Raw genomic sequence first — 25,283 nt, forward strand, 5'->3', positions numbered from 1 at the left:
ATGAGTACATTGCTGATTGCTATCATTATTTTGTCGTTTTTTGCAGTATTAATGGGTGTGTCGTGGTTTACTTCGCGAAACGCCGACAGTGAAACTTTTTTTACCGGCAACCGTCGCTCTCCGTGGTACCTCGTGGCGTTCGGGATGATCGGATCGACCATTTCGGGTGTTACCTTTATTTCGGTACCCGGCGAGGTGGGCACTTCGGCCTGGACTTACCTCCAATTCCTTCTCGGAAACTTTGTGGGTTACTGGGTGATTGCACTCGTACTTATTCCGCTTTACTACCGGTTGAACCTGGTTTCCATTTACACCTATCTCGATCAGCGCTTTGGGCTGCGTTCTTACAAAACAGGAGCTTTCTTTTTCCTGGTTTCTCAAACCATCGGAGCTTCATTCAGATTATACCTTGCAGCCGGAGTTTTACAAATCGCCTTTTTTAATGATTTTGGAATCCCGTTTTGGCTCACCGTTTTGATTACTCTTTTCCTGATCTGGATTTACACCTATCGTGCGGGAATTAAAACCGTGGTTTGGACCGATTCTCTGCAAACGTTTTTTATTCTGGGAGCTGTCGGTATTACCATTTGGGTGATTTTAAACCAACTCGATTTAAACTTTGCCGACATGGTTACGGTGATTGACCATCATCCGTTTAGCCGCATTTTTGACTGGGACTGGAAATCAAAAACAAATTTCTTTAAACAATTTATGGCAGGTGTCGGAATTGTACTGACCATGAACGGACTGGATCAGAACATGATGCAGAAGAACCTGACCTGTAAAACAAGAAAAGATGCACAAAAGAATATTTTCTGGTTTAGTTTTGCCTTTATTATTGCCAACATTTTCTTCCTTTCGCTGGGAGTGATGCTGTATTACTACGCAGCGCTAAAAGGCGTGGACCTGCCTTCGCGCACCGATGATCTTTTCCCGCTGCTTGCTATTAAATATTTCGGACCATTTGCAGGAGCTTTGTTTCTGTTGGGAATTTTATCAGCTGCATACTCCAGCGCCGATTCAGCATTAACTGCACTAACAACATCTTTCTGCATCGATTTTCTGAACCTCGATCCGGCGGCGCCCAAAAGCAAAAGAACCCGCATGCTGGTGCATGTAGGTTTTTCATTGCTGATGTTTCTGGTAATTGTTGTATTCCGAATTATCAATAACGAAAGCGTAGTTTCGGCTGTTTTCAGAGTGGCCGGTTATACTTATGGCCCACTGCTGGGCTTGTTTGCATTCGGTATTCTTACCAAGCGACTGGTAAAAGACCGCTTTGTTCCGTTAGTTGGACTCATGTCGCCGGTACTGACCTACATTATTAATGCGTATTCAGAAGTGTTGTTTGGCGGCTACAAATTTGGGTTCGAACTTTTGCTTCTGAATGGAATGATCATGTTCACCGGCCTGTTAATTCTGTCGCATAAAAAAACGGACAGTAATTAAAATGTTTTCGGATCGTAAATAGTACCCAGCAAAACCTTTTTACGAGCGCCGGTAACCTGAGGAAGATTTCCCGGTAAATTTTTGACCCTGCGCATGGCCAGCCAGGCAAAGGCAATGGCTTCAACTTGTTGTGGAGGCATTCCGATATCATCTGTACCTGCAACCCGGACATTAGATAAATGGGTCTCCAGTCTTTTCATCAGATATGTATTAAAAGCGCCACCTCCGCAAACATACATGGCCTCAGTTTCGGGTGCATATTTCTGAACCGCTTCTGCAACACTCACAGCGGTTAGTTCCAACAAAGTCGCCTGTACATCTTCGTTTTTGAACTCCTTTGTAGTATTGAGATGCTTTTTTATCCATTCCGGATGAAACAATTCACGCCCCGTACTTTTCGGGGCCGGCAAGCTAAAATAATTATCGCCAAGCATTTCATCCAACAAAGCAGGAATTACTTTTCCGGAAGCAGCCCAGTCTCCGTTACGGTCGAACTTTTCACCTTTTACCCGTTGAATCCATGAATCCATCAGGCAGTTGGCCGGACCGGTATCAAAGCCAAGAACTTTTTCATCATCATCGGCAAGAATCGTAATATTCGCAATTCCCCCAAGGTTAAGAATCACACGCTTTTCCTGTTCACTATGGAAAAAAGCCTGATGAAAGGCAGGAACCAACGGCGCCCCCTGCCCGCCAAAAGCCATATCCATCCGCCGAAAATCGGCCACTGTAGGTATTCCTGTTTTTGATGCGAGTAAATTACCATCGCCCAGTTGCATGGTAAAGGGATATCGGGAAACCGGAGCATGAAACATCGTTTGTCCGTGACAGCCAATGGCTGCAATCCTCTCCTTTTCTATTCCTGCTTTCCGGATAAGTTGCTGTACTGCTTCCGCATAACACAAAGCAAGCCGATGATCAATCTCCCCTATCTTCTCAATATTTGTGTGGTATCCATTTATTAATCCTGTCAAATCTGCTTTGAGGTCCTCAGGGAAATCCATAGAATTCATCTGAACGCTATTAATTTGTTCCTTACCAAAGTCAACTACAACGGCATCAACACCATCCATGCTTGTCCCCGACATGATTCCAATATATAACTCCATTTGCTGTGTTTAATTCCAGTTTTTTTTGTAAATATCTCCCAAATTTGTAATACATCTTACTTTTTATTCTGTACAACATATGATTCTCCTCTAAAACAAAACCTATCATACAAATTCATATTGATTTTTTATTGGCTATATTTCGATAACTAATCTATAATTACAACCATAAATAGATCATCCTGCATATATTTTATCTGTTTTAATGTAATTATGAAAAGAATATTAAAAAGAAACATTATCAACTAAAGATGTCATACATCTTACAAAAATACTTTATATTTGGAAGTGTGCTTTTTACATTGAAACTGACAAATTCGATTATAACCGAGAATCACAGAGAAAACTTAAAAACGAATGAAAACAGCGAATCGATACCTGGCACTTGATGTTCTTCGCGGACTTACGATTGTCGCCATGATTACGGTGAATAACCCGGGCAGTTGGTCGCATATCTATGCACCGTTTAAACATTCTGCCTGGCACGGATGCACCCCCACCGACCTTGTATTTCCGTTTTTTCTGTTTGTTGTTGGTGTTTCCATGTTTTTCTCGTTTTCAAAATACGGAAATGTTTTGAATCGTGAATCATTTATTCGGCTGGCAAAACGAACGATTTTGATTTTTGCCATTGGTCTTTTCCTGAATTCTTTTCCTCAATGGGCTAAGGATTTTTCAAAATTACGGATACTTGGCGTGCTTCAGCGCATTGCTATTGTATATGGTATTGCTTCGCTGATTGTTTTATCGGTAAGAAAAACATGGTTACCGTACATCTCTGCTGCTATACTATTATTATACTGGGGTATTCTCGCCTATTTTGGTTCCGACGATCCCTACAGCCTGAACGGAAATGCCACCGTCGCTTTCGACCGGATGATACTGGGAGAAAACCATATGTACAAAGGATTTGGAATTCCGTTCGAACCGGAAGGTTTATTGAGTACAATTCCTGCCATTGTTACTGCTTTGCTCGGTTACATGGCCGGCGCGATGATCAAAGAAATGGAAAAACAAAAAATTCCCCAAAGACTTTTAGTTGGGGGGATTGCCGCCATCGCCGCCGGATTTATATGGGGGCTGTTTTTTCCCATCAACAAACCTTTGTGGACCAGTTCATACGTATTATACAGCGCAGGCTGGGCCTCGGTTGTATTAGCTGCTTTAATCTGGATAATCGATATTAAATTGTATAAAAAGTGGACCTCGTTTTTTGTCGTGTTTGGGATGAATCCACTTTTCATATTTGCCTTATCCGGTTTATGGGCAATCACGATCTCGCGTATTATCCGATTCCACAACGGTGAAGGAGAAATGACCAATGGTTACAGTTGGCTTTACCACCATATATTTGAACCGATCGCGGGTCCGCTAAATGGGTCCCTTCTTTTCGCAGTGGCACACGTATGCCTGTTTTGGCTGATTGGCTGGATTTTATACCGCAAAAAAATATTTATAAAAGTTTAAAATTTAATTCATCCCTTTTCGATCTCATTAAACGAATTATTGTAATGACAAGTAGTATGAAACGAGCATGTAAAATATTTACACCTAAGAGGATAATTAAAATTCATGCGAGTTCCATACGATGCCTTATAAATAAACAATTTTAATCGTATGAAAAAAGCGTTCCTCTTTCTATTTATATTTTTGGCTTCGTGGGGAAAATCTATGGCTCAGTTCAGGATGGATGAGTTCATTCAAAATCCCTGGGTTGACTCTGTATTTCAGTCTTTAACCCCCGATCAACGTATTGCCCAGCTGGTTTGGGTCAACACAGCAGCCAACAACGATCTTGCCGGTCAGCTGAAAGTGACCGAGCTGATCAAAAAGTATAACCTCGGAGGAGTAATTTTCTTTACCGGCGACCCCGAAAAACAGGTCGATCTTACCAACATTTACCAGGCTGCTGCTCAAACACCGCTATTTGTGGCTATGGATGCAGAATGGGGCGTTGGCATGCGACTACCGGGAGTCATTTCCTTTCCATATAATATGATGATGGGAGCTTCATACAATCCTGAGCTGATTAAACAAACCACCCGCGAAATGGCCCTTCAAATGAAACGATTGGGGGTTCAGGTAAGCCTCGGGCCAGTGGTCGACATTAACACGCAGCCATTAAATCCGATCATTGGGATGCGTTCGTTTGGCGAATCCCCGGAGTGGGTTACCCAATGCGGACTGGCCTACATGCAGGGCTTACAGGAAAATAATATATTGGCAGTTGCCAAACATTTTCCGGGACATGGTGACACACAAACGGATTCGCATCACACTTTGCCGATTGTCCCCTATTCAATCGAACGACTTGAATCTGTTGAACTTTATCCCTTTAAGAAACTAACTGAAAAAGGAATTGCCGGAGTAATGAGCGCGCACCTCAATGTCCCGGAGCTGGACGACCAGGAAGGTATTCCTTCCAGTCTTTCGTCAAAAATACTTAACGGGATATTGCGCGACAAATGGAATTACGACGGGCTAATCATAACCGATGCCATGAACATGGCCGGCGCCAAATCGTTTGGCGAACCGGGAGAAATTGAAGCTTTGGCCTTAAAAGCCGGTAACGATGTGGTTGAATTTCCCAAAGACGTGGAAAAAGCCATTGCCGGAATCAAGAATGCCGTGGAATCCGGATTCCTTTCACAGAACGAGATCGATATCAAATGTAAAAAAGTTCTTGCGGCAAAATATTGGGCGGGCTTGAATCAAATTAAGCCGCTTTCGCGTACTAACCTCAAACAGGACCTGAATAATCCTCAGGCAGAACTTGTAAAACGAAAAATGATAGAAGCCTCTCTAACATTACTTGAGAACAAAAACGAATTAATCCCTCTTCAAAGACTGGATACCTTGAAAGTGGCTTGTCTGGCTGTTGGTCGCACTGAAACAACACCTTTTCAGTCGATGCTTTCAAAATATACACCAACCGATAACTTCTTCCTTCCGGAACAATTTACGGCTGATGAACTTAATGAAATCAAAATAAAACTCAAGGACTACAACCTTGTAGTAACCGGCCTTCATTTGTACGAAAGTAAAACAAGGCATTCGATGCAGGTAGGCAACATGCAGAAAGTCAGACCTCAGAGGCCCTATGGTTTAACCCATGAGACCGAGAATTTATTGGATTACCTGGCAAAAGAGAACAGATCAATAGTAGTGTTTTTCTCTAGTCCGTACGCATTGGCTGAAGTGAACAATTTTACACCATCTGCGGGTTTGATCATGGCTTATCAAAACGATTCGCTGGTGCAGGAACTATCGGCTCAGCTCATCTGCGGCGGAGTGGGCGCATCCGGAAAATTACCTGTGAGTATTGGCAATTACTATAAAATTGGCGACGGGCTAAAAATCGATGGAAATGTTCGTATGAAATACACCATTCCGGAAGAAGTGGGGATGAACGGTCAGCGTTTGAATCAAAAGATTGATTCAATTGTGTCGGATGCCATCCATCAAAAAGCCACACCCGGATGCAGTGTTCTGGCTGCAAAAGACGGGAAAATTATATTCAGAAAAACCTATGGCTACCATACGTACGATCAACGAATTCCGGTCTCGGAAGACGATTTATACGACCTGGCATCGGTCACCAAAGTTTCCGGTGCTTTGGCTGCTGTCCTTAAATTGACCGACGAAGGAAAAATTAATCTTGATAACAAATTTTCAGCAAACTGGCCCGACTGGAAAAAGGGATTGTTTCATCCCTCAGACAAAGAAGAAATAGGCTGGCGCGAAATTTTGGCCCATCAGTCTGGATTGATTCCTTACCTCAATTACTGGACAGAAACCGTAAAAGACGGAAAATTGGAAGACCGTTGGTATTCTGTTCAAAAAACAGATGATTACCCGTTGGAAGTAGCGCCCGGGCTTTTCCTCAAGAATAAATTCAAAAACAGAATATACAAAGACATCCGGAAATCAAAATTAAATCCTCCCGGAAAATATGTGTACAGCGGGCTTTCCTTCCTGCTCATTCCACAAATCACCGAGAATCTTTCCGGACAGTCGTACACTGAGTTTCTGGACAATAATTTCTACCGCTCTCTCGGAGCATCCAAAATCACCTACAATCCGCTCAACAAATTTTCCAAAGACCAGATTGTTCCTACCGAATATGATTCCTACTACCGGAAGCGGCAAATTCAGGGAACGGTACACGACGAAGCGGCGGCTGTTTTTGGCGGTGTTGCAGGCAATGCCGGACTTTTTGCCAATGCCAACGATCTGGCTAAGCTGATTCAGATGTACATGCAAATGGGATCTTACGGCGGGATGCAATACCTGAGCAGGGAAACCATGGAAGAATTTACGCGTGTTCAGTTCCCCGACAACAACAACCGAAGGGGACTGGGCTTTGATAAACCTCTACTGAATAACAACGAAATAAGCCCGGCACAAAGTTATCCGTGTCCGGGGGCGAGCCCCGAAAGTTTCGGGCATTCCGGTTTTACCGGAACATTTGTTTGGGCCGATCCCTCTCACAACCTCATTTACATCTTCCTGAGTAATCGTGTTTATCCAACGCGTGAAAGCAATATGCTTGGGAAACTAAATGTTCGCACCAACATTCTACAGGTGTTTTATGATGAAATAGGAAAGAGAACGCCACTGCATTAAAAACTTTAATATGCAATTAATAATTGTATACAAATAGAAATACGTCTACAAACAGGAGATGTAGCTCGACTTGTACACTCAGTAAACTAAAGTATTATGAATTCAAACGTAAAATTAGATTAATTTTCTAAACCTCATCTATTATGAAAAAAGGCTTATTACTTATTTTCTTTCTGTGCTTGGGCTTAAACATGGTTTTTGCACAGGAACGTCAAGTTTCCGGCACTATCCGGGAAAAGTCGACAAATGAACCGTTGCCGGGGGTATCAGTACTTGAAAAAGGAACCACTAATGGAACGGTTACCGACATTGATGGTAAGTTCACTATTACTGTCAAAGCCAATGCTACTTTATTGGTCAGTTTCATCGGAATGGAGTCTCAGGAGGTTGTTGTAGGCAGTTCATCTAACTACAATATCTTATTAGAATCGACTTCTGCGGAATTGAATGAGGTAGTTGTAGTTGGTTACGGAACCCAGAAAAAGACTAACTTAACAGGAGCTGTTGCTTCTGTTGATACGAAAGAACTGGAAGCCCGTCCAATTCCGGACGTTGGTCGTGGACTGCAAGGTTTGACACCCGGGTTGAACGTTGTTGTTCCCAGTGGTGAAATCGGATCAGATCCCATTCTGAAAATTCGTGGACAGTTGGCTTCGATCGAAGGAGGAAGTGCACCTCTGATTTTGATGGACAACGTGGAAATTCCGTCAATACAGCTGGTTAACCCTGACGATATTGCATCTATCTCTATTTTAAAAGATGCAGCTTCTGCTTCAATTTACGGCGCAAAAGGTGCTTTCGGGGTAATCCTTATCACCACTAAAAAAGGTGCTTCTACTGAAAGCGTAAATGTTTCCTACTCCGCCAACCTCTCTTTCCAGAACATCTCCAAAAAAATTGAAATGGGAGGAGTTGACGCTTTGGAATATTCTATTCTGGCTGCTGAAAGAGTCGGTTCCACTTCAATCGGTGCATTCTGGAAAGTTACTCGTGATAGCTATGAAAAAGCTGTCCAATGGGAAGAGCAATATGGCGACGTGGTAAAACCAAATGATCCGATGGTTTACGGACGTGACTGGTACGTTGATGCCAACAATTTCAAACTGGGTTTGCGTACTTATGATCCGTACGAATACATGATCAAAGAATGGACTCCAACACATCAACACAACCTGTCAGTTAGCGGAAAATCAGGAAAGACAGATTATAACATCGGTTTTGGATATCTGGATCAGACTGGTATGATGAAAACAGCAAAAGAAGACGATTTCAGACGCTACAATGGTTCAATCAGAGTTGGAACAGAAGTGAACAGCTGGTTGAGAGTTCATGCCGGATCCATCTTTTCAAAAAGGATAAAAAGATATCCGTACGCAACATCATCAACAACTGCCGACCCTTGGTTGTATTTGTACCGTTGGGCACCAATTTATCCGTTAACGACTGAAGATGGTGATCCTGTACGAAGCCCCGTTTCTGAAACTTCCCAGGCAAACACAGCTTCTCAGGAAACCAACTATACCAGTATGAACGGTGGATTCGTGATTACTCCGGTTGAAGACTGGGATATCAACTTTGATTATACCTATGCCAATCAGGAATATATGAATAAAAGACCAGGGACACGCTATACCGCGCGTAACAGCTGGGGTGCAGCTTTACCAAAATACGATGAGAACGGGGATAGAATTTACGTTAACAGTGCAGGAGAACAGGTATCTTCAACAGCGGCGGGAGCAATGGAGGCATATCAGCTTGACTTGCTAACCTATACCGGGGTAGGATCAAACCCCGACCATATTTATCGTATTGCTCAGAACAAAAAATGGTCTACAATCAACCTAAACACTACTTATGCGCTTACTCTCGATGAGATTCATAAGTTTAATTTCATGGCAGGGATGAACAGGGTAACCTACGATTTGGCAGAAAATGAATCAACTAAGACTACGTTGATTGACTACAGTAACCCTCAATTTGATTTGGCTACTGGAGTTCAAACATCCGGAGGCGACGAATACTGGGAATCTCAACTCGGCTTTTTTGGTCGTGTAAACTACAGCCTGAAAGAAAAATACCTTTTGGAAGCCAACATTCGTTACGACGGAACATCAAAATTTCCATCAGACCTTCAATGGCGCTGGTTCCCATCGTTCTCTGCAGGATGGAGAGTTAGTGAAGAAGAATGGATGCAAAACTTGCAACCCGTACTCGGCTCTTTAAAAATAAGAGGTTCATGGGGTACAATCGGAGACCAGACCGTTGATAACTCGCTATATGTTCCAACCATGAGCGGAGCATACAATAACTGGATCATCGGAGGGGCAAAACCTTATCAATTTGGAACTCCTGCATCGGTAGCAGCTTCTATCACCTGGCAGGATATTACCACCCTTGACTTAGGATTCGACGCCCGTTTTGTAGACAATAAACTGGGACTTACATTCGACTGGTACCAACGTGATACTGAAAACATGATCGTTCCACAGGAAGGATTACCCACTACATATGGAACTTTAGCACCTAAAGGAAACTTTGGTTCGTTGCGCACCAACGGTTATGAAGTTCAACTGGATTTCAACCACCGCTTCAGAAATGGTATCGGAATTAACATAGTGGCTACATTGGCCGACGCAAAAACAAAAATTACCAAATATGGAACTACTCAAATTGTTAGCGAAAACTATGTTGGTAAAATATATGGTGATATCTGGGGCTACGAAACCGATCGCTTGTACCAAAAAGAGGATTTTGTATATGAAAACGGAGAGTTGGTAAAAACAACTTCGCCCGAAGGACGGGAAATTTATAAGCTTTCTGATCCCAAAGCCGCAACTCAGGGATACCTGCAGTCAGGCAATTTCACATTTGGCCCCGGCGATGTAAAATTCAAAGATCTGGATGGAAATGGGGTTATTAATGACGGAAAAAGATCATTGGATGACCATGGTGATTTAAAAATAATCGGGAACAGCACCCCTCGCTACGAATATAGTTTTAGAGTTGGATCGGATTATAAAGGTTTTGATCTATCTGTATTTATTCAGGGTGTTGGAAAACGAGATGTTTGGGGTAGTGGATTCCTGGCAATTCCAGGTTTTCAAGCCTCTGATGGTGCAATGCCGGAAGCAATGGCCAGCGATTTCTGGAAGGAAGACCGTACCGACGCTTTCTACCCCCGTCCATATAACCTGGCAGGAAGCAATACAACCCTCAATATGGTACCTCAATCAAGATATTTGCTTGATATGTCTTACCTGAGAATCAAGAATATCACATTTGGCTATACCCTTCCAACAGAACTCGTTAAAAAAGCCAGCTTAAGCAGCTTACGGGTTTATGTATCGCTTGAGAACTTCTTTACGTTTGATCATTTGCGCGACCTGCCAATCGATCCCGAAGAAATTGCCGGTTACTCCATGTGGAACAGCAGTAACTATAATTTAAGCCGCACAGGGGTTGGAACTCCTACCTTCAAAAGTGCTTCAATCGGCCTACAGTTAAATTTCTAAAATCGACACAATCATGAAAAAGTATAATTTAATTTTAATGACCTTGGTCCTGCTTGTATTTATTGGCTGCGACGATTTTCTGGACAGGCCATCGCTGACCGAGATGAACGACGAGAACTACTGGACTTCAGAAAATAACCTACGCCTGTTCTCTCATGGTTTTTACGAAAATTATTTTGTCGGATATAATTCAGCCTGGGGAACTGCTTATGCTCCCCTACGCGGATATTATTTCTCTGACGATTTTACCTCAAGAGGAAAACAAAGTGGTTTCGAAACTCAAGCACCAGCTACAAGAGCAAGTACCAGCACAACTCCCTATATGGAAACAACCTATGCTGGTCCGAGCTGGAATTTTTCCTGGGTTAGAAAGTCAAACCTGTATCTCGACCGTATAGATGGAATGAATGGAAGTGTTCTGGATGAAGAGTCTTACAATCACTGGAGCGCAGTTGCTCGTTTCTTCAGAGGATACGAATACAGTCGTTTGGTTAGTGTTTTCGGAGACGTTCCTTATTACGGCAGGGTAATTGAAGACTCAGAACTGGATACATTGTACAAAGACAGGGACGATCGTACCATGGTGATGGACAAGGTATACGAAGACTTTGAATACGTATTGGAGAATATGAGAACTTCGGACGGCAATGCGCAGTACCTCAACCGTTACATCGCTGCGGGTTTTATTTCTCGTTTCATGTTATTTGAAGGAACCTGGCAAAAATATCACCTGAATAACACCACAAAAGCCAACAAATACCTGCAACAAGCAGTGAAAGCTGCCAATATTGTAATGAGCTCCGGTAAATACTCTTTTACCAGTGATTTCCGCTCTCTTTTCGGATCTCAGGACTTGGCAAGCAACAAAGAAGTGATTATGTACCGGCACTACGATGGAGCCCTTGGAGTTACACACCATGTTGCTTCTTATTCAAACTTAACTGAAGGCCAGGCTACTGCTCCGAACCTTTCGCTGGCAAAAGCCTTTATTTGCATCGACGGGAAGCCATATAAACTTTCAACCGTTACAGATGCTGATAAATTAGACATTCAAAATATGGTTGCCACCCGCGACCCGCGTTTTGAAGCTACTTTCTGGGATGCTCCAATGAAAGAGTCTGCTACTTTGCTGTATGCAGACAAATTTATAGACAGATTTGGTCCGACCCTTTATGGATCAAGCTACCCTGCGATGTATGGATCGAATACAAATACCAATGACGCTCCTGTTATGCGTTTGGCAGAAGTCGTTCTCAACTGGATTGAGGCCAAGGCAGAAATGGCGACCATGGGTGGGACTGCGATAACACAGGCCGACCTCGATGCTTCCATTAATGCCATTCGCCAACGTCCGCTCGATGCTGTTGCCACTGAAAAAGGTATCACTCCAACAGATCCATTAATGATCAATGCTATTCCTGACGACCCTGATCGCGACACCGACGTACCTGCATTGATATGGGAAATCAGACGTGAACGCAGAATGGAATTTGTGTTTGAACACACCCGTTTGCTTGATATTAAGCGTTGGAATAAAATAGACTACATGAAAGCATCGGAAAACCCGGATATCTTGCGTGGTCTTTGGATTGATTTCCCAACCGAATTCCCTGCCTGGTTGGTCGAAGAAAAAGAGGGTGTACTAAAAGTGGAAAATGAAAACGGAACAATTGTAACCTACAATGGCACCAACGGTGCTGAAATGGTGGGTTATTATGTTCCGGAAAGTATTGCAGAACGTGATAACTTTACCGAGCGCGTTTATCTGGCCCCAATTGGAAATGCTCAAATTAATGAATACCTGGATAAAGGATATACATTAACTCAATCTCCGGATTGGAACTAATTAAAAACGTTAGATTATAATCCATAAAAGAGAGGCTGCTGGTATAGCATGGCAGCCTCTCTTAATTTTAATCCAATATTTTTCGCTTTTCAACAATACAAATAAATTTGACATATGAAACTGAGTTTAACTTTCTGTTCATTACTTCTGGCTTATATTTTAACAAGCGGATGCAGCAGTTCAACTGAACGTTCAGAACCAAAATTAAAAGTTGGTGCTGAACGCTCTGAGATTTATCTTCCGATGCTTGCAGGGAAAAAAGTCGGGTTGGTAGTCAATCAAAGTTCAATGGTTGATTCAGTTCACTTAATCAATTTTCTGGTTAGTAAAGGCGTTGATGTAAGAGGTATTTACGCCCCTGAACATGGATATAAAGGCAATGTTGAAAGAGGCGAACATGTTGATGGAACAACCGATCCTGAAACCGGAATTCCGGTATACTCTTTATACGGGAAGAACCATAAACCTTCGCCTGAAATACTCAAGGATATTGACGTGATGGTTTTTGATATGCAGGATGTTGGTGTTCGATTCTTTACTTATATCTATACAATGACCAGGGTAATGGAAGCTTCTGCCGAAAATGGCATAAAAGTTCTGGTTCTCGATCGTCCTAACCCTATTGGTTATTACGTCGATGGACCAATGCTAAAGCCAGGATTTGAAAGCGGCATAGGCTTATATCCCATTCCGGTAGTGCACGGCTTAACCGTTGGTGAGTTTGCAATGATGGTGAATGGCGAACGCTGGTTAAAGGATAGTATTCAATGCGATCTTGAAGTTATTAAAATTGAAAACTATACGCATGAAACCAAGTACCAGCTGCCTGTCTTCCCGTCGCCAAACCTGGCAGAAATGAAATCGATTTATCTTTATCCGTCTATTTGTTTGTTCGAAGGTGCCGATGTGAACGAAGGTCGCGGAACCTACAAACCTTTTCAACAGTTTGGGGCGCCGTATTATACGCCACAGGATTTTTCCTATGTTCCAAAGTCAATACCGGTACTTGCACTTCATCCAAAATTCGAAGGTGAAACCTGTTACGGTTACGACTTATCAGGAATGTCGTTAAAAGAACTTCAGGACATCAAACAGCTCGAAATAAAATACGTAATCGATTTCTACAATAAATGCGACGACAAAGAGAATTTCTTCACCTCGTTTTTTGATAAACTTGCGGGAACTGACCAGTTACGTTTACAAATCATCGAAGGAAAAACAGAAGAACAAATCAGGGCCAGTTGGCAGAAAGATCTGGACAAGTATAAACTAATGCGTAAAAATTATCTTTTATACGATGAAAGGAGCATAGCCACGCAAACACAATAGATACGAATAATTTATCCATGCGAGTTCCATGGGCATCAAGGCACAAAATTAAGACTTACACTATAGTTGTTTGAATTACAAAATATTAGCTAAAATATATTCAAGTGAAATTTAGATTCTTATTCCTCATTGGTATTTATTGCTTTTCGGGGCTACATGCACAAACCGACAGTGTTCAAACAAACAATAATAACCTTGTTCTGAAAGGTACAAGCATTGGAGATTTGCCCTACCTTAAATATGGCCCCGGGGCTGACCGTCTGGGCGGGGCAAAGATGACTTATCTGGATACTGCGGTTGTTTTACAGGTTATTGATAGTCTTGGTGATGACTATATTGTACAACTATCAAAAAATCATAAAGCGCTTATACCAAAAGAAAATGTTCAACTTTCGGGGATGGAATCCAAACCTTCGTACTACCTTACATCTTCCTGGAATGTTGGTGGAGACGATAAAAATGACGTTGTAGCGATACGACTGGACGAAAGGCTCCCCTACAAAAGTATCCAGATGATTAATCCCTCGCGGATAGTTGTAGATATTTACGGCGCAACCAACAACTCGAACTGGATAACGCAACACCAAACCGCAACTGAAATAAAAAATGTGTTTTACGAACAGATAGAAGACGATGTTTTCCGCGTTATTATCGAACTAAAACATCAACAAATCTGGGGATATTCGATCGCCTATAAAGATAAATCCTTACGAATTTCGATAAAGCGCCAACCGGTTCGCCTTGCATTAAAAAACATGAAAATTGCGATAGATGCCGGGCATGGTGGCTCAAGCACCGGTGCGGTTGGAATAAAAACCGGTATTAAAGAAAAAGATTGTAACCTCCAGGTAGCCAAAGAACTTGAAAACTATTTGAAACGCCGCGGAACAGATGTTTTTATGACCCGGGATAAAGATGAAGATATAAGCATGACGGATCGAACATTAATGTTACGGGAAGAAAATCCGGATCTCTTAATCAGCATTCATCACAATGCCTCTTCCAATCCAACGATAAGCGGGGCAAGCACCTACTACCGTTATATCGGATTTAGGCCACTTACAGTAACCATTTTGAACAGAATGCTTGAGCTCGGGCTAAATGACTTCGGCAATATTGGCAGTTTTAACTTTTCGTTGAACGGCCCTACGGAATTTCCCAATTGCCTGGTTGAAGTGGCTTTTATGAGCAACGAGGCGGATGAAGAACGAATAAGCGATCCACATTTTCAAAAGAAAGCTGCGAAAAAAATTCGTAAAGGAATAATCGACTGGCTAAAAGAAAACCGGTAAACCAATGAAACACGATCATAAACATTTCTATTTTATTCAATCGATGAGAAAAATTGCAATCCTCTTCCTCCTGTGTTTTCAAATAGGAATACTTTCAGCACAAACATTTCGTTTTGCGCATGTTACCGATACTCATGTGGGAGGAAGCACCGGTGCCGAAGACCTGACAATCACCGTGAACGATATCAATGCGCAGGACGACATCGACTTTGTAATTCTTTCGGGAGACATTACGGAATTCGGTTCTGATGAAGAGCTAAACGAAGCGAAATCAATCATTTCAAAACTCAATAAACCATGGTACATTGTGCCGGGGAATCACGATTCCAAATGGTCGGAAAGCGGGAACAACAGTTTTGTCCGCATTTTCGGGTGCGAAGAATTTACCTTCGAAGCCGGCGGCTATCTGTTTATCGGAACTGCCAGCGGCCCCAACATGCGAATGGCTCCGGGCCTGGTTCCGCACGAACAAATCGTTTACCTCGACTCGGTTCTAAACAACATGAAAGATCCCGATCAGCCGATCATTTTTGTGAATCATTACCCGCTCGACAATTCACTATCCAATTGGTACAAAATCATCGATCTGCTTAAGACCCGCAACATTCAGGCTGACCTTTTGGGACATGGGCACAGTAACAAGGTATTTGATTTTGAAGGAATCCCCGGAGTAATGGGACGTTCCAATCTGCGGGCAAAAAAAGAAATTGGCGGGTACAACCTTGTTACCATTCAACAGGACACCATGTTTTATGCAGAACGAACTCCGGGCATAAAAACCAACGAAGTTTGGTGCAAAATACCTCTGGTTAATCACCATTTTGCTACTGACCAAACAGAATACCCTCGTCCGGATTATTCGATAAATGACAAATATCCCGACGTTTCTAAAGTTTGGGAGGTTCAGGATGTTAGCGATATCGGAACCGGACTTACTGCCGAAGGGAATATCGCGGTTTACGGGAATGCTGCCGGAGCCATTGTCGCTCTCGACAAGAACACGGGCAAAACCATTTGGCAATTCCAGACTGCAGGAAAAATCTATTCAACACCGGCGATTACAAAAAACAAAGTAGTTTGCGCTTCTACCGACAATAATATTTACTGTGTTGACCTGAAAAGCGGTAAAAAACGTTGGAGTTTCGCCACCGGGAAATCAATCGTAGCTTCACCAGCAATCGATAAAAATTCGTTTTTTATCGGATCATCTGAAGGAATCTTCCGTTCCCTTAACCTGAAAACAGGCAAACTTAACTGGGAATTCAATGAAGTAAACAACTTTGTGGAAAGTAAACCGCTGGTTTATGAAGGCAAAGTTTATTTCGGATCGTGGGGTAACACTTTTTATGCGTTGGATGCCAAAACAGGAAAGCTGAAGTGGAAGCGTGAAAAATACAGCAACCGGATGTTGTCGCCTGCCGCGGTTTGGCCGGTGGCTGCCAACGGAAAAATATTTATTGTAGCGCCCGATCAGCGCATGACCGCACTGGATGCCCAAACCGGAAAGGAAATCTGGGATTCAAAAGAATATTCCTGCCGCGAATCGATTGGTATTTCAAAAGACGGTGAACTGGTGTACATCAAGAACATGCACGAAGGAAATGTGGATGCCTTTTATACTTCGGCTGATGAACAAAAACTGGCGTGGGAATGCAAAGCCGAACTGGGCTATGAAATTGCCCCCTCTCCGATTACCGAGGCCGGAAATTTCGTGTTTGTGCCAACCACTGAAGGAATTGTGTGTGCGGTTGACAAAACAACACACGAAGTGGCCTGGAAATACAAAGCATCAAATGCGCTGGTAAATTACATTCTTCCGATCGAAAATAACCAGGTGTTGGTTTCGCTGCTGGATGGAAAAATCGTGTGTTTAAAATATTGATCTGATAATTAAATAATTTTGGTATTGATCCAAACGAAAAAAAGATGAATCACAAGTTTTCAAAAAAATGCAATTTCTTAAGCCTGGCGTCTTTTATTGCATGGCTAAGCCTGATTGTTTTTTCCTGCCAATCTCCGCAGCAAAAAGAATCATTTGATACCTTAGTGAACGAAACATCCACCCAATTTGCACCAGACAAGCGAGTGGCGGTTTTAAATCTTGAAATTGAAACGCCGAAACAGGGAACAGTTATTCTGAAAGGAGAAACAAACCTGCAGGAAGCGCACACATTTTTGCTTGATAAACTTGCTTCGATGAATGTTTCGGTGACCGACTCAATCCGGCTGCTTCCCGATGCCAAACTGGGAGATAAAACCTGGGGCCTGGTCACGCTTTCGGTCATTCCGATGCGCAAAAACCATGCATATTCAGCTGAGATGGTTTCGCAAACCATTATGGGAACACCCATAAAATTGCTGGATAAAAAAGGTGGCTGGTACCTGGTTCAAACTCCCGATCAATACATTGGCTGGGTATACAGTAGCGGAATTGTTGCATTGACCGAATCAGAATTGAATGCATGGAAATCCTCCAACCGGTATATTTTTATTTCCATGAACGGATCAGCAGTGGAAGCTCCGCAAAACGATGCAACAGTGGTTTCAGACCTTGTCCTTGGGAATATCTTTGAAGCAGAACAAACTGCCAACGGTTTTCTGAAAATAACGCTTCCGGACGGGCGTAAAGGCTTTGTTCGCTCTGCTGATTGTATGGATTTTGACCTATGGAAAACCAGAATACCGGAAGCGAACAATATCATCGAAACAGCTAAGAAAATGTTGGGAAGTCCTTACCTGTGGGGAGGAACTTCCACCAAAGGAATTGACTGTTCCGGCTTTACCAAAACAGCTTACTTCTCGCAAGGGGTTATGCTGGCGCGCGATGCGTCGCAGCAGGCACTTTATGGCGAACAGCTCAACGTGAGCAACTTTCAGTTTCAACCGGGCGATTTATTGTTTTTTGGCCGAAGCAAGGACCGAATCACGCACGTGGGATTGTACATCGGCGACGATCACTTTATTCACTCATCGGGACGCGTTCGAATCAACAGCTTCAATCCGAATGATGAAGATTACGAGGAGGGACGAAAAAAGAGCCTGGTGGCAGCATGCCGCGTTCTGAATTCATTAAATACCGGGCACATTATCCCGATAAAAGATCACCCCTGGTACAATTAGATTATTCATAAAGAAAACCGAGCTAAAACTTTAATTTTATCATGGAACAATCGAGAAGGACATTTATTCGTTCAGCCGGTTTATTATCGGTTGCCGGAATGACAGGAGTTAATACATTTGCAGCAATGAGCAAAAATCAGTCAAAAGCAATAAAAAGTGGGTTGAAACTTCGGTTTAAACCTTACGATCTGCAACTGAAACACACTTTCACGCTTGCCGGAAGTTCGCGTACCACCACAGCGGTGATGTTAACTGAAATTGAGTACGACGGTATTGTTGGTTACGGAGAAGCTTCGATGCCGCCCTATTTGGGTGAAAGCCATGCAACGGCTACAAAATTTCTGAGTTCACTCGATTTAAGCCAGTTTAACGATCCTTTCCGTTTGGATGAAATACTCGAATACGTCGATCAGAAAGCCGAAGGCAACTGCGCTGCCAAGGCTTCGGTAGACATTGCGTTGCACGACCTGCTCGGGAAAATTATGGGCCAACCGTGGTACAAAATCTGGGGTTTTAATGCTGAAGACACACCAAATACTTCGTTCACCATTGGAATTGATACCGATGAAGTGATTCGCCAGAAAGTAAAAGAAGCCGCAGGTTTTAAAATCCTGAAAGTAAAACTTGGACGTGACAACGACAAACAGATGATCGAAACCATTCGCTCGGTGACCGATGTGCCGATGTGTGTGGATGTAAACCAGGGCTGGACCGACAAAAAACACGCGCTGGAAATGACGCAGTGGCTGAAAGAAAAAGGGATCGAATTTGTGGAGCAACCCATGCCCAAAACCGCCATCGACGATATTGCCTGGCTAACGCAACACAGTCCGCTGCCGATTATTGCTGACGAAGCTTTGCAACGTTTACCCGATGTAAAAAAAGCCCACGGAATTTATTCCGGGATCAATATTAAACTGATGAAATGCACAGGTATGCGCGAGGCTCATAAAATGATTACCCTGGCCCGCGCACTCGACATGAAAGTAATGATCGGTTGTATGACCGAGACGTCGTGCGCAGTTTCTGCCGCGGCACAACTCGCTCCAAAAGTAGACTGGGCCGATCTTGACGGTAATCTGCTCATCAGTAACGACGTATTTAGCGGCGTTCAGGTGGTTGATGGAAAAATCACCTTGATCGACCAGCCCGGAATTGGTATCACACCAATTTCCTAAAAGCCTCAATTTTTAGTTGAAATAATTACCAAAGTGAAACAACCTGTTTAAAACGCAGTTTGTTTCACTTTTTCTTTTTTAAGCGCTCGCAGGTAAACAAAAAACGCAGCCAAACTAATTACTGAGATGGACATTCCAACCGAATAGGAGATTTCTTTTGAAAGCGAAAATCCTTCCGGAGCAAACATCAGGTAAGTCGTAATTACTGCGGTCATGAAAACGGCAGGGATCAAGGTCATCCAGTAGAATTTCTGTTCTTTTGCCAGATAAACGGTTATGGTCCAAAGCACCACTGTTGCCAGCGTTTGGTTCGACCATGCAAAATACCGCCAGATAATACTGAAATCGATTTGAGTCAGCAAAAAGCCGATTAGAAATAAGGGAATACTGATCAGCAAGCGATTCCCGATCGATTTCTGTTTAAGATTCAGGAAGTCGGCAACAATCAAACGCGCACTTCTGAACGCTGTATCTCCCGAGGTGATAGGAGCTGCCACTACGCCTAACAAAGCCAGCACTCCACCCAAAGTACCGAGCAGCGAATTGGATATTTCGTTCACCACAAAAGCAGCATTACCGTTATTGGCATTCATAACATCGTTGAGCTCCCTGATTCCTCCAAAGAAACTCATACCAATGGCAGCCCAGATTAAGGCAACAACTCCCTCGGTGATCATTGCCCCGTAAAAAACCCTTCTTCCGTATTTTTCGTTGGTAAGACATCGAGCCATCAATGGCGACTGGGTTGCATGAAATCCGGAGATCGCACCACAGGCTATGGTTATGAACAACATTGGGAAAATCGGAAATTTATCCGATTCCGAATGAAAATTGGTAATACTCGCCAGGTTCAATTCCGGAATATGATAGCCTTTCACAAAAAGTGCAATGATTAATCCCAGCGCCATAAATACAAGGGCAAAACCAAAGATCGGGTAAAGCCGGCCAATAATCTTATCGATAGGTAACATCGTGGCCAGCAAGTAATACACAAATACCACCCACACCCAGAATGTCATGGAAAGCACACCGGGAGTTAACCCTGCCAGGATTTTTGCCGGCCCCATAATAAATACAGCGCCTACAATAATCATCAGAATCACGGTAAATCCGCGCATGAATTGTTTCGCTCCTGTTCCCAGATAAATTCCGACAATCTCGGTAATACTCAATCCCCGGTGTTTGATCGACAACATTCCTGAGAAATAATCGTGCACAGCTCCGGCAAATACCGATCCCAACACAATCCAAAGGAAGGCAACCGGTCCCCACATGGCGCCTGCAATGGCTCCGAAAATGGGCCCCAAACCTGCAATATTCAGAAACTGGATCAGGAAGATACGCCACCACGGAAGCGGAAGGTAATCCACCCCGTCTTTCATCGAATAAGCAGGAGTTTCCCTGGCCGGATCAATGCCGCCTATTCTTTCGACAATTCGGGAATATAAAATGTATCCAAGGATTAAAATTATCAGAGAAACAGAAAATGTAATCATAGTAGTTTTAGCTTATCAATCCGCAAATTCAGCGTTCTTCATCAACAGAATCAGACTAAAAACTGCAGCTCCTATACATGTAACACGAGCGTCAAGTCCGTCGGATTAGGTATCAGATATTCGTTTAAATTGCGATTCGAAAAATAATAAAAAATCTGTGGCGCCTGATTCAAACGCTATGTAATTAAAGCCAATTAACCTGAATTGATAAAAAAGCTGTCGGAAATACACCGACAGCCTTTCTTCTATAATTCGTTTTACTTTTTCGTCTCCCGGTTTTCGAGCCGGTATTCATCGCGTTCTTTGCTTTCGCGGATCATGTCTTCCTTGTTGTCCATTTCCGGCGATTCTTCCAAAGCTTTCCAGTCGAAATTCTCATCAAACGGATCGAGCGCTTTTTGTGGCACAAAAAAGCGCGAATCCACCGGAAGCGCATTGTACGGAGTAAAGTCGGGTGTTTCGGTAAAGAACTCAGCCAGATCGTTGGCGCCCGCATCGTACTGATTCAGGTAGGGTAAATCCAGAATATTCCAGAAAGTTTTAAAGATGCTTCCAAAGCTGTAATGCACATGGCTCACATGATCGCGTTTTACCCAGGGCGATACCAGCATTAAAACACTCCGGTGAGCATCCACATGATCCACGCCATTTTGCGCGTCATCTTCGGTAATTACGATCAGCATATTTTCCCAATACGGTGTGTGCGATAAAAACTCAACAATCCGACCCACTGCCAGATCGTTGTCGGCCATGTAACTTTCGCGGAACGGATACCCGGCATCGGGACGCTCCCCTGCTCCATGATCGTTCGGAATAATTACCGTGATCAACGAAGGCATTGTATCCTGTCCGTTCATCCATTTCTCGTTAAATTCTTTTTGAAACTGATCGATTCTGAATTGATCGGGAATAGCAGTGTTGTATGTTGGGTAGCGTTTCGAAGTGCGTTCCCAGATGGGTTGTGGTAACGGATAATTGATGTAATGTCTGATTCCTTCGTATTTGTATTTCTGCTCGTAAAGCCCGGGCTCAAACATAATGCTAAAGCCAAAATTGTAGAAGTCGATATCGTTCCGTTCCAGGTGATCCCACATCGAGCCGGCTTCGTTGTAATCCTCCGGATAAATGGCGCCGGCAGCGCCGTTCATGGCATAAACACCGGGAGCTTTTGAATCGAACTTAAAGCTGCGGTTTCCGCCATAGCTGGCTGCAGTGCAGGTTTCGGTCCATTCGTTTGGATAGGTATTCACCAGCCAGCGGTGTCCGTCGGCCGAAACATCCGAGTCGACATAGAAATTATCTGAAATTGCAAAATCGCTGGCTAATTTCAGATGATTCACCATCACGTCCGCATTCTCAACCTCCGCACTTTTATCGCGGTTATGAAAAGAAACACCTTTGCCGTAACGCGCCAAAGTGGGATCTCCTTTTCCCTTTTCAACCTGTCCGAAAATTTCATCGTAGGTTCGGTTTTCTTTCGAGATAAAAACGATATGTTTTATCGGGCTTTCTTTTTCTCCCGGATACAACGGAACCGGGTTATTTTTTCGCCACGCAAATTTTTCGGAAGACGCTTTTTCAAAGTCAAAATTGTTTGCAACAACTTGTTCGGTCATTGACTTTAACTCTTCATCGTTGGGAATATCAAGCACCTGCACTGTACCTTTCATCAGCGAACCAATGTAACTTCCTTCGGGACCACGTTGAAAATCGGCTCCCCCGTTCGGACCGCTTCCGAATCCTTTGGCATTGGTAACAATCAGTTTTTTGCCGTCGTTACTCACTTTCAATTTTGCCGGGAACCATCCGGTGGGAATATAACCTGCCACTTTCAGCCTTTTGACATCAATTACGGCTACTGCATTGATTCCGGAACAGGCCACAAAAAGCTTTTGCTGATCGGGCGACAATACCAGTCCAAAGGGAATTACCCCCCTGAATTGTTTCATTCGCGGATCGGGCTTCAGGTAAATAGTGCTGACAACCGTATCTTTTTCCATCGAAATCACCGAAATATTGTCGTTGGTCCCGTTGGTCACAAACACATAATCGTCGGTTGCCACCAGCGAATTGGGACTTGCGCCGCCTACTGCCGGAATATCTTCAACCATCGCTCCTACCAAATGGCCTGTTTTCGTTTTGGCTGTTACCTCAGCTTGTTCAGGATTCTCAAGACTGACCGTAAAAACCGAAAAAGCTTCGGGCGAATTCATCTCTCCCAGACCCGGGATTTCCATGCTGTCCACTGTGGTTCCTTTTATCATCTCTTCGCTTCCATAGCCAAAAGCCGGATATTTTATGGCTTTCTCAATGGCATTTTCTCCGGTAATCCCTTTGATCATGCGGTATTGAAACATCCCCACATTGGCGACATACACTTTCTTTTCATCGGGAGAAAGACAAATGCCAAACGGATACCGGCCTACCGGAACATTTTGCTCCAGCTCACCCGTTTCTGTATCCAGAATTACCATTCTGAAACCGATCTGATCGACTGCATACAATTTTTTGCCATCGCTGGAAAGCACCAGGTCGCCAATGTATCCGTGCGAGTAATCAACCGAATCGTTCACAAAAGAACAATTGAATTCTCCTTTTTTATCGCCCGTTTTCAGATCGAAAATAAATACTTTGTTTTCCTGTCCGCCGGCAACATACACTACGCTGTTATCTTTCGAAACCGCCAGCCCCATAAAAACAGAGGCCAGTACTCCCCGGTCGGTGGCCGGTCCGGGCGGAATTTGCTGAACCTCGGGATTTTCCGACAAAACATCCCGGATAATCGTGATCGACAAAGGACTGATTCCTGAGTTGGCTGTTACCACGGTATTTCCATCGGGACTTAAGGTCAGTCCAAACGGATGCGGCGCCACTACAATACTTTTGCCTGTCGGCGTCAGGATTCTTCCGTTTGGAATTACAGTTTCTCCCTGTTGATTGATTTCCACAAAACGACTTCCTGCAGGTGAAATTGCCACCCAGGGATCGAAATTTTTTTCATTCTTGCATGAAAACACGATCAAAGCAAGAACACACAAAAGAAACAGATTTTTCATACAGTTTAGTTATCTCATTTAGTATCTGAATATTTCAAAAACGAATGAATTAAGCTCTTTTGATTCGCAGCTAATCAAGCCAATAATATCACTTCACAATTTAGAATAATAAAGGTATAAGTTAAATGGACGTATAAAATTATTCGCGGGGCACTTTTTATCCGGAAGCTATAAAAAAAGACGATGTACTTTAAAAGCCATCGTCTTCGGTATAATAAAATTATGTTTTTCTGAAAACTTCTATTTGAAGATCAGAATTCAAATCGTTAACGGTAGTAGTCCACGTACCACTTTACAAACTGGCCAATACCCTTTTCGAGCGGTGTATCGGGCGCGTAGCCAAAGTCGTTCTCCAGGTCGCTAACATCGGCAAAAGTCTTGTACACATCGCCGGGTTGCATCTCCACGTATTCTTTAGCAGCTTCCTTCCCCAACGCCGTTTCAATGGTCCCGATAAAATCCACCAGTTTCACCGGAGTCGAGTTTCCAATGTTGTATACTTTATAGGGAGTTTTTGGCTTTGAATTCAGAATTTTAATGATCCCATCCACAATATCGTCGATGTAGGTAAAATCGCGGTAGAGTTCCCCCTGGTTAAATACCTTTATGGGTTTCCCATCCAGAATATTTTTTGTGAATGAAAAATAGGCCATATCAGGTCTTCCCCACGGTCCATACACCGTAAAAAAGCGCAATCCGGTGGTTGCAAAACCGTACAAGTGACTGTAAGTATGCGCCATCAGCTCGTTGCTTTTTTTGGTAGCAGCGTAAAGACTGACAGGATTATCCACCGCATCGGTAGTTGAAAGCGGCATTTTGGAACTGTTGCCGTAAACACTCGAAGAACTGGCATACACCAGATGCTGAATGTTATGGTGCCGACAAGCTTCCAGTATATTGGCAAAACCAACAATGTTGCTATCGATATAAGCCTGCGGATTTTCAATGCTGTAACGCACTCCAGCCTGAGCAGCCAGATTACAAACCAGGTCAAACTTTTCGGTTTCAAAAAGCCGGTTAAGCTGCTCGCGGTCCTCCAGCTTCATTCGAACAAACGAATAATTGGGATACCTTGAACTGGCGACCTTTTTATTCCAGGCAGCTGCTTCATCAGAAACACCGGCTTCAGCCAACCGTGCGAATTTCAGGTCTGGAGAGTAGTAATCGTTGATATTATCGATTCCCACCACTTCTACATCCTGTCTCACCAGTTGATTAACCAGATGAAATCCAATAAATCCTGCAGTACCTGTTACCAGTATCTTCATTT

General features: G+C 43.3%; 14 protein-coding genes. 10 read left to right on the forward strand and 4 right to left on the reverse strand.

Going from position 1 to position 25,283, the window contains the following annotated elements:
* Positions 1–1,449, forward strand: coding sequence for a sodium:solute symporter (locus MR764_RS03235; RefSeq protein WP_247977956.1), 1,449 nt, complete (start codon positions 1–3; stop codon positions 1,447–1,449).
* On the opposite strand, the gene MR764_RS03240 is transcribed toward MR764_RS03235, so the two are convergent.
* Complete coding sequence (locus tag MR764_RS03240; RefSeq protein ID WP_247977957.1) at positions 1,446–2,558, reverse strand: anhydro-N-acetylmuramic acid kinase; 1,113 nt, start codon at positions 2,556–2,558, stop codon at positions 1,446–1,448. The two genes, MR764_RS03235 and MR764_RS03240, sit on opposite strands and share 4 nt — an antisense overlap.
* Before the next feature lie 357 nt (positions 2,559–2,915).
* Here MR764_RS03240 and MR764_RS03245 point away from each other — a divergent pair, with 357 nt between their 5' ends.
* The 9 genes from MR764_RS03245 to MR764_RS03285 all read left to right on the forward strand — a co-directional run bounded on the left by MR764_RS03245 (position 2,916) and on the right by MR764_RS03285 (position 19,461).
* Positions 2,916–4,025 carry a DUF5009 domain-containing protein gene (locus MR764_RS03245; protein ID WP_247977958.1) on the forward strand — a complete coding sequence of 370 codons (1,110 nt, stop codon included), beginning with the start codon at positions 2,916–2,918 and terminating at the stop codon, positions 4,023–4,025.
* A 150-nt stretch (positions 4,026–4,175) separates the two neighbouring features.
* Positions 4,176–7,184 carry a glycoside hydrolase family 3 N-terminal domain-containing protein gene (locus MR764_RS03250; protein ID WP_247977959.1) on the forward strand — a complete coding sequence of 1,003 codons (3,009 nt, stop codon included), beginning with the start codon at positions 4,176–4,178 and terminating at the stop codon, positions 7,182–7,184.
* A gap of 143 nt (positions 7,185–7,327) precedes the next feature.
* Positions 7,328–10,696, forward strand: coding sequence for a TonB-dependent receptor (locus tag MR764_RS03255; RefSeq protein WP_247977960.1), 3,369 nt, complete (start codon positions 7,328–7,330; stop codon positions 10,694–10,696).
* 13 nt (positions 10,697–10,709) lie between these two features.
* A complete protein-coding gene (locus tag MR764_RS03260; RefSeq protein ID WP_247977961.1) occupies positions 10,710–12,542 on the forward strand; it encodes a RagB/SusD family nutrient uptake outer membrane protein in 1,833 nt (610 codons plus the stop codon).
* 114 nt (positions 12,543–12,656) lie between these two features.
* Positions 12,657–13,871 carry a DUF1343 domain-containing protein gene (locus MR764_RS03265; protein ID WP_247977962.1) on the forward strand — a complete coding sequence of 405 codons (1,215 nt, stop codon included), beginning with the start codon at positions 12,657–12,659 and terminating at the stop codon, positions 13,869–13,871.
* A gap of 104 nt (positions 13,872–13,975) precedes the next feature.
* Positions 13,976–15,163 carry an N-acetylmuramoyl-L-alanine amidase gene (locus MR764_RS03270; RefSeq protein WP_247977963.1) on the forward strand — a complete coding sequence of 396 codons (1,188 nt, stop codon included), beginning with the start codon at positions 13,976–13,978 and terminating at the stop codon, positions 15,161–15,163.
* Between the two features lie 4 nt (positions 15,164–15,167).
* The gene (locus MR764_RS03275) at positions 15,168–17,045 is read left to right on the forward strand and encodes a PQQ-binding-like beta-propeller repeat protein (protein WP_247977964.1); all 1,878 of its coding nucleotides are present in this window, start codon (positions 15,168–15,170) and stop codon (positions 17,043–17,045) included.
* Positions 17,046–17,089: 44 nt separating this feature from the next.
* Positions 17,090–18,283 (forward strand): NlpC/P60 family protein, encoded by a 1,194-nt coding sequence (locus MR764_RS03280; RefSeq protein WP_247977965.1) that lies wholly within the window; start codon positions 17,090–17,092, stop codon positions 18,281–18,283.
* Between the two features lie 41 nt (positions 18,284–18,324).
* Positions 18,325–19,461: a dipeptide epimerase gene (locus MR764_RS03285; RefSeq protein ID WP_247977966.1), complete on the forward strand. Its 1,137-nt coding sequence runs from the start codon at positions 18,325–18,327 to the stop codon at positions 19,459–19,461.
* A 47-nt stretch (positions 19,462–19,508) separates the two neighbouring features.
* On the opposite strand, the gene MR764_RS03290 is transcribed toward MR764_RS03285, so the two are convergent.
* The 3 genes from MR764_RS03290 to MR764_RS03300 form a co-directional block, all read right to left on the reverse strand.
* Positions 19,509–20,957 carry a carbon starvation protein A gene (locus tag MR764_RS03290; RefSeq protein WP_247977967.1) on the reverse strand — a complete coding sequence of 483 codons (1,449 nt, stop codon included), beginning with the start codon at positions 20,955–20,957 and terminating at the stop codon, positions 19,509–19,511.
* A 257-nt stretch (positions 20,958–21,214) separates the two neighbouring features.
* A complete protein-coding gene (locus tag MR764_RS03295) occupies positions 21,215–24,013 on the reverse strand; it encodes a bifunctional YncE family protein/alkaline phosphatase family protein (protein WP_247977968.1) in 2,799 nt (932 codons plus the stop codon).
* Between the two features lie 266 nt (positions 24,014–24,279).
* On the reverse strand, positions 24,280–25,281 hold the full coding sequence (locus MR764_RS03300; RefSeq protein ID WP_247977969.1) for an NAD-dependent epimerase/dehydratase family protein: 1,002 nt from the start codon (positions 25,279–25,281) through the stop codon (positions 24,280–24,282).
* Between the last annotated feature and the right edge of the window lie 2 nt (positions 25,282–25,283).

Source organism: Maribellus sp. YY47 (assembly GCF_023111095.1).
In the GTDB taxonomy this organism is placed as follows: Bacteria; Bacteroidota; Bacteroidia; order Bacteroidales; family Prolixibacteraceae; genus Draconibacterium.

Bases quoted from the DNA above. Each gene is read 5' to 3' on its own strand.
- MR764_RS03235 (WP_247977956.1), top strand. From the start codon at position 1: ATGAGTACATTGCTGATTGCTATCATTATTTTGTCGTTTTTTGCAGTA.
- MR764_RS03240 (WP_247977957.1), bottom strand. From the start codon at position 2,558: ATGGAGTTATATATTGGAATCATGTCGGGGACAAGCATGGATGGTGTT.
- MR764_RS03245 (WP_247977958.1), top strand. From the start codon at position 2,916: ATGAAAACAGCGAATCGATACCTGGCACTTGATGTTCTTCGCGGACTT.
- MR764_RS03250 (WP_247977959.1), top strand. From the start codon at position 4,176: ATGAAAAAAGCGTTCCTCTTTCTATTTATATTTTTGGCTTCGTGGGGA.
- MR764_RS03255 (WP_247977960.1), top strand. From the start codon at position 7,328: ATGAAAAAAGGCTTATTACTTATTTTCTTTCTGTGCTTGGGCTTAAAC.
- MR764_RS03260 (WP_247977961.1), top strand. From the start codon at position 10,710: ATGAAAAAGTATAATTTAATTTTAATGACCTTGGTCCTGCTTGTATTT.
- MR764_RS03265 (WP_247977962.1), top strand. From the start codon at position 12,657: ATGAAACTGAGTTTAACTTTCTGTTCATTACTTCTGGCTTATATTTTA.
- MR764_RS03275 (WP_247977964.1), top strand. From the start codon at position 15,168: ATGAAACACGATCATAAACATTTCTATTTTATTCAATCGATGAGAAAA.
- MR764_RS03280 (WP_247977965.1), top strand. From the start codon at position 17,090: ATGAATCACAAGTTTTCAAAAAAATGCAATTTCTTAAGCCTGGCGTCT.
- MR764_RS03285 (WP_247977966.1), top strand. From the start codon at position 18,325: ATGGAACAATCGAGAAGGACATTTATTCGTTCAGCCGGTTTATTATCG.
- MR764_RS03290 (WP_247977967.1), bottom strand. From the start codon at position 20,957: ATGATTACATTTTCTGTTTCTCTGATAATTTTAATCCTTGGATACATT.
- MR764_RS03295 (WP_247977968.1), bottom strand. From the start codon at position 24,013: ATGAAAAATCTGTTTCTTTTGTGTGTTCTTGCTTTGATCGTGTTTTCA.
- MR764_RS03300 (WP_247977969.1), bottom strand. From the start codon at position 25,281: ATGAAGATACTGGTAACAGGTACTGCAGGATTTATTGGATTTCATCTG.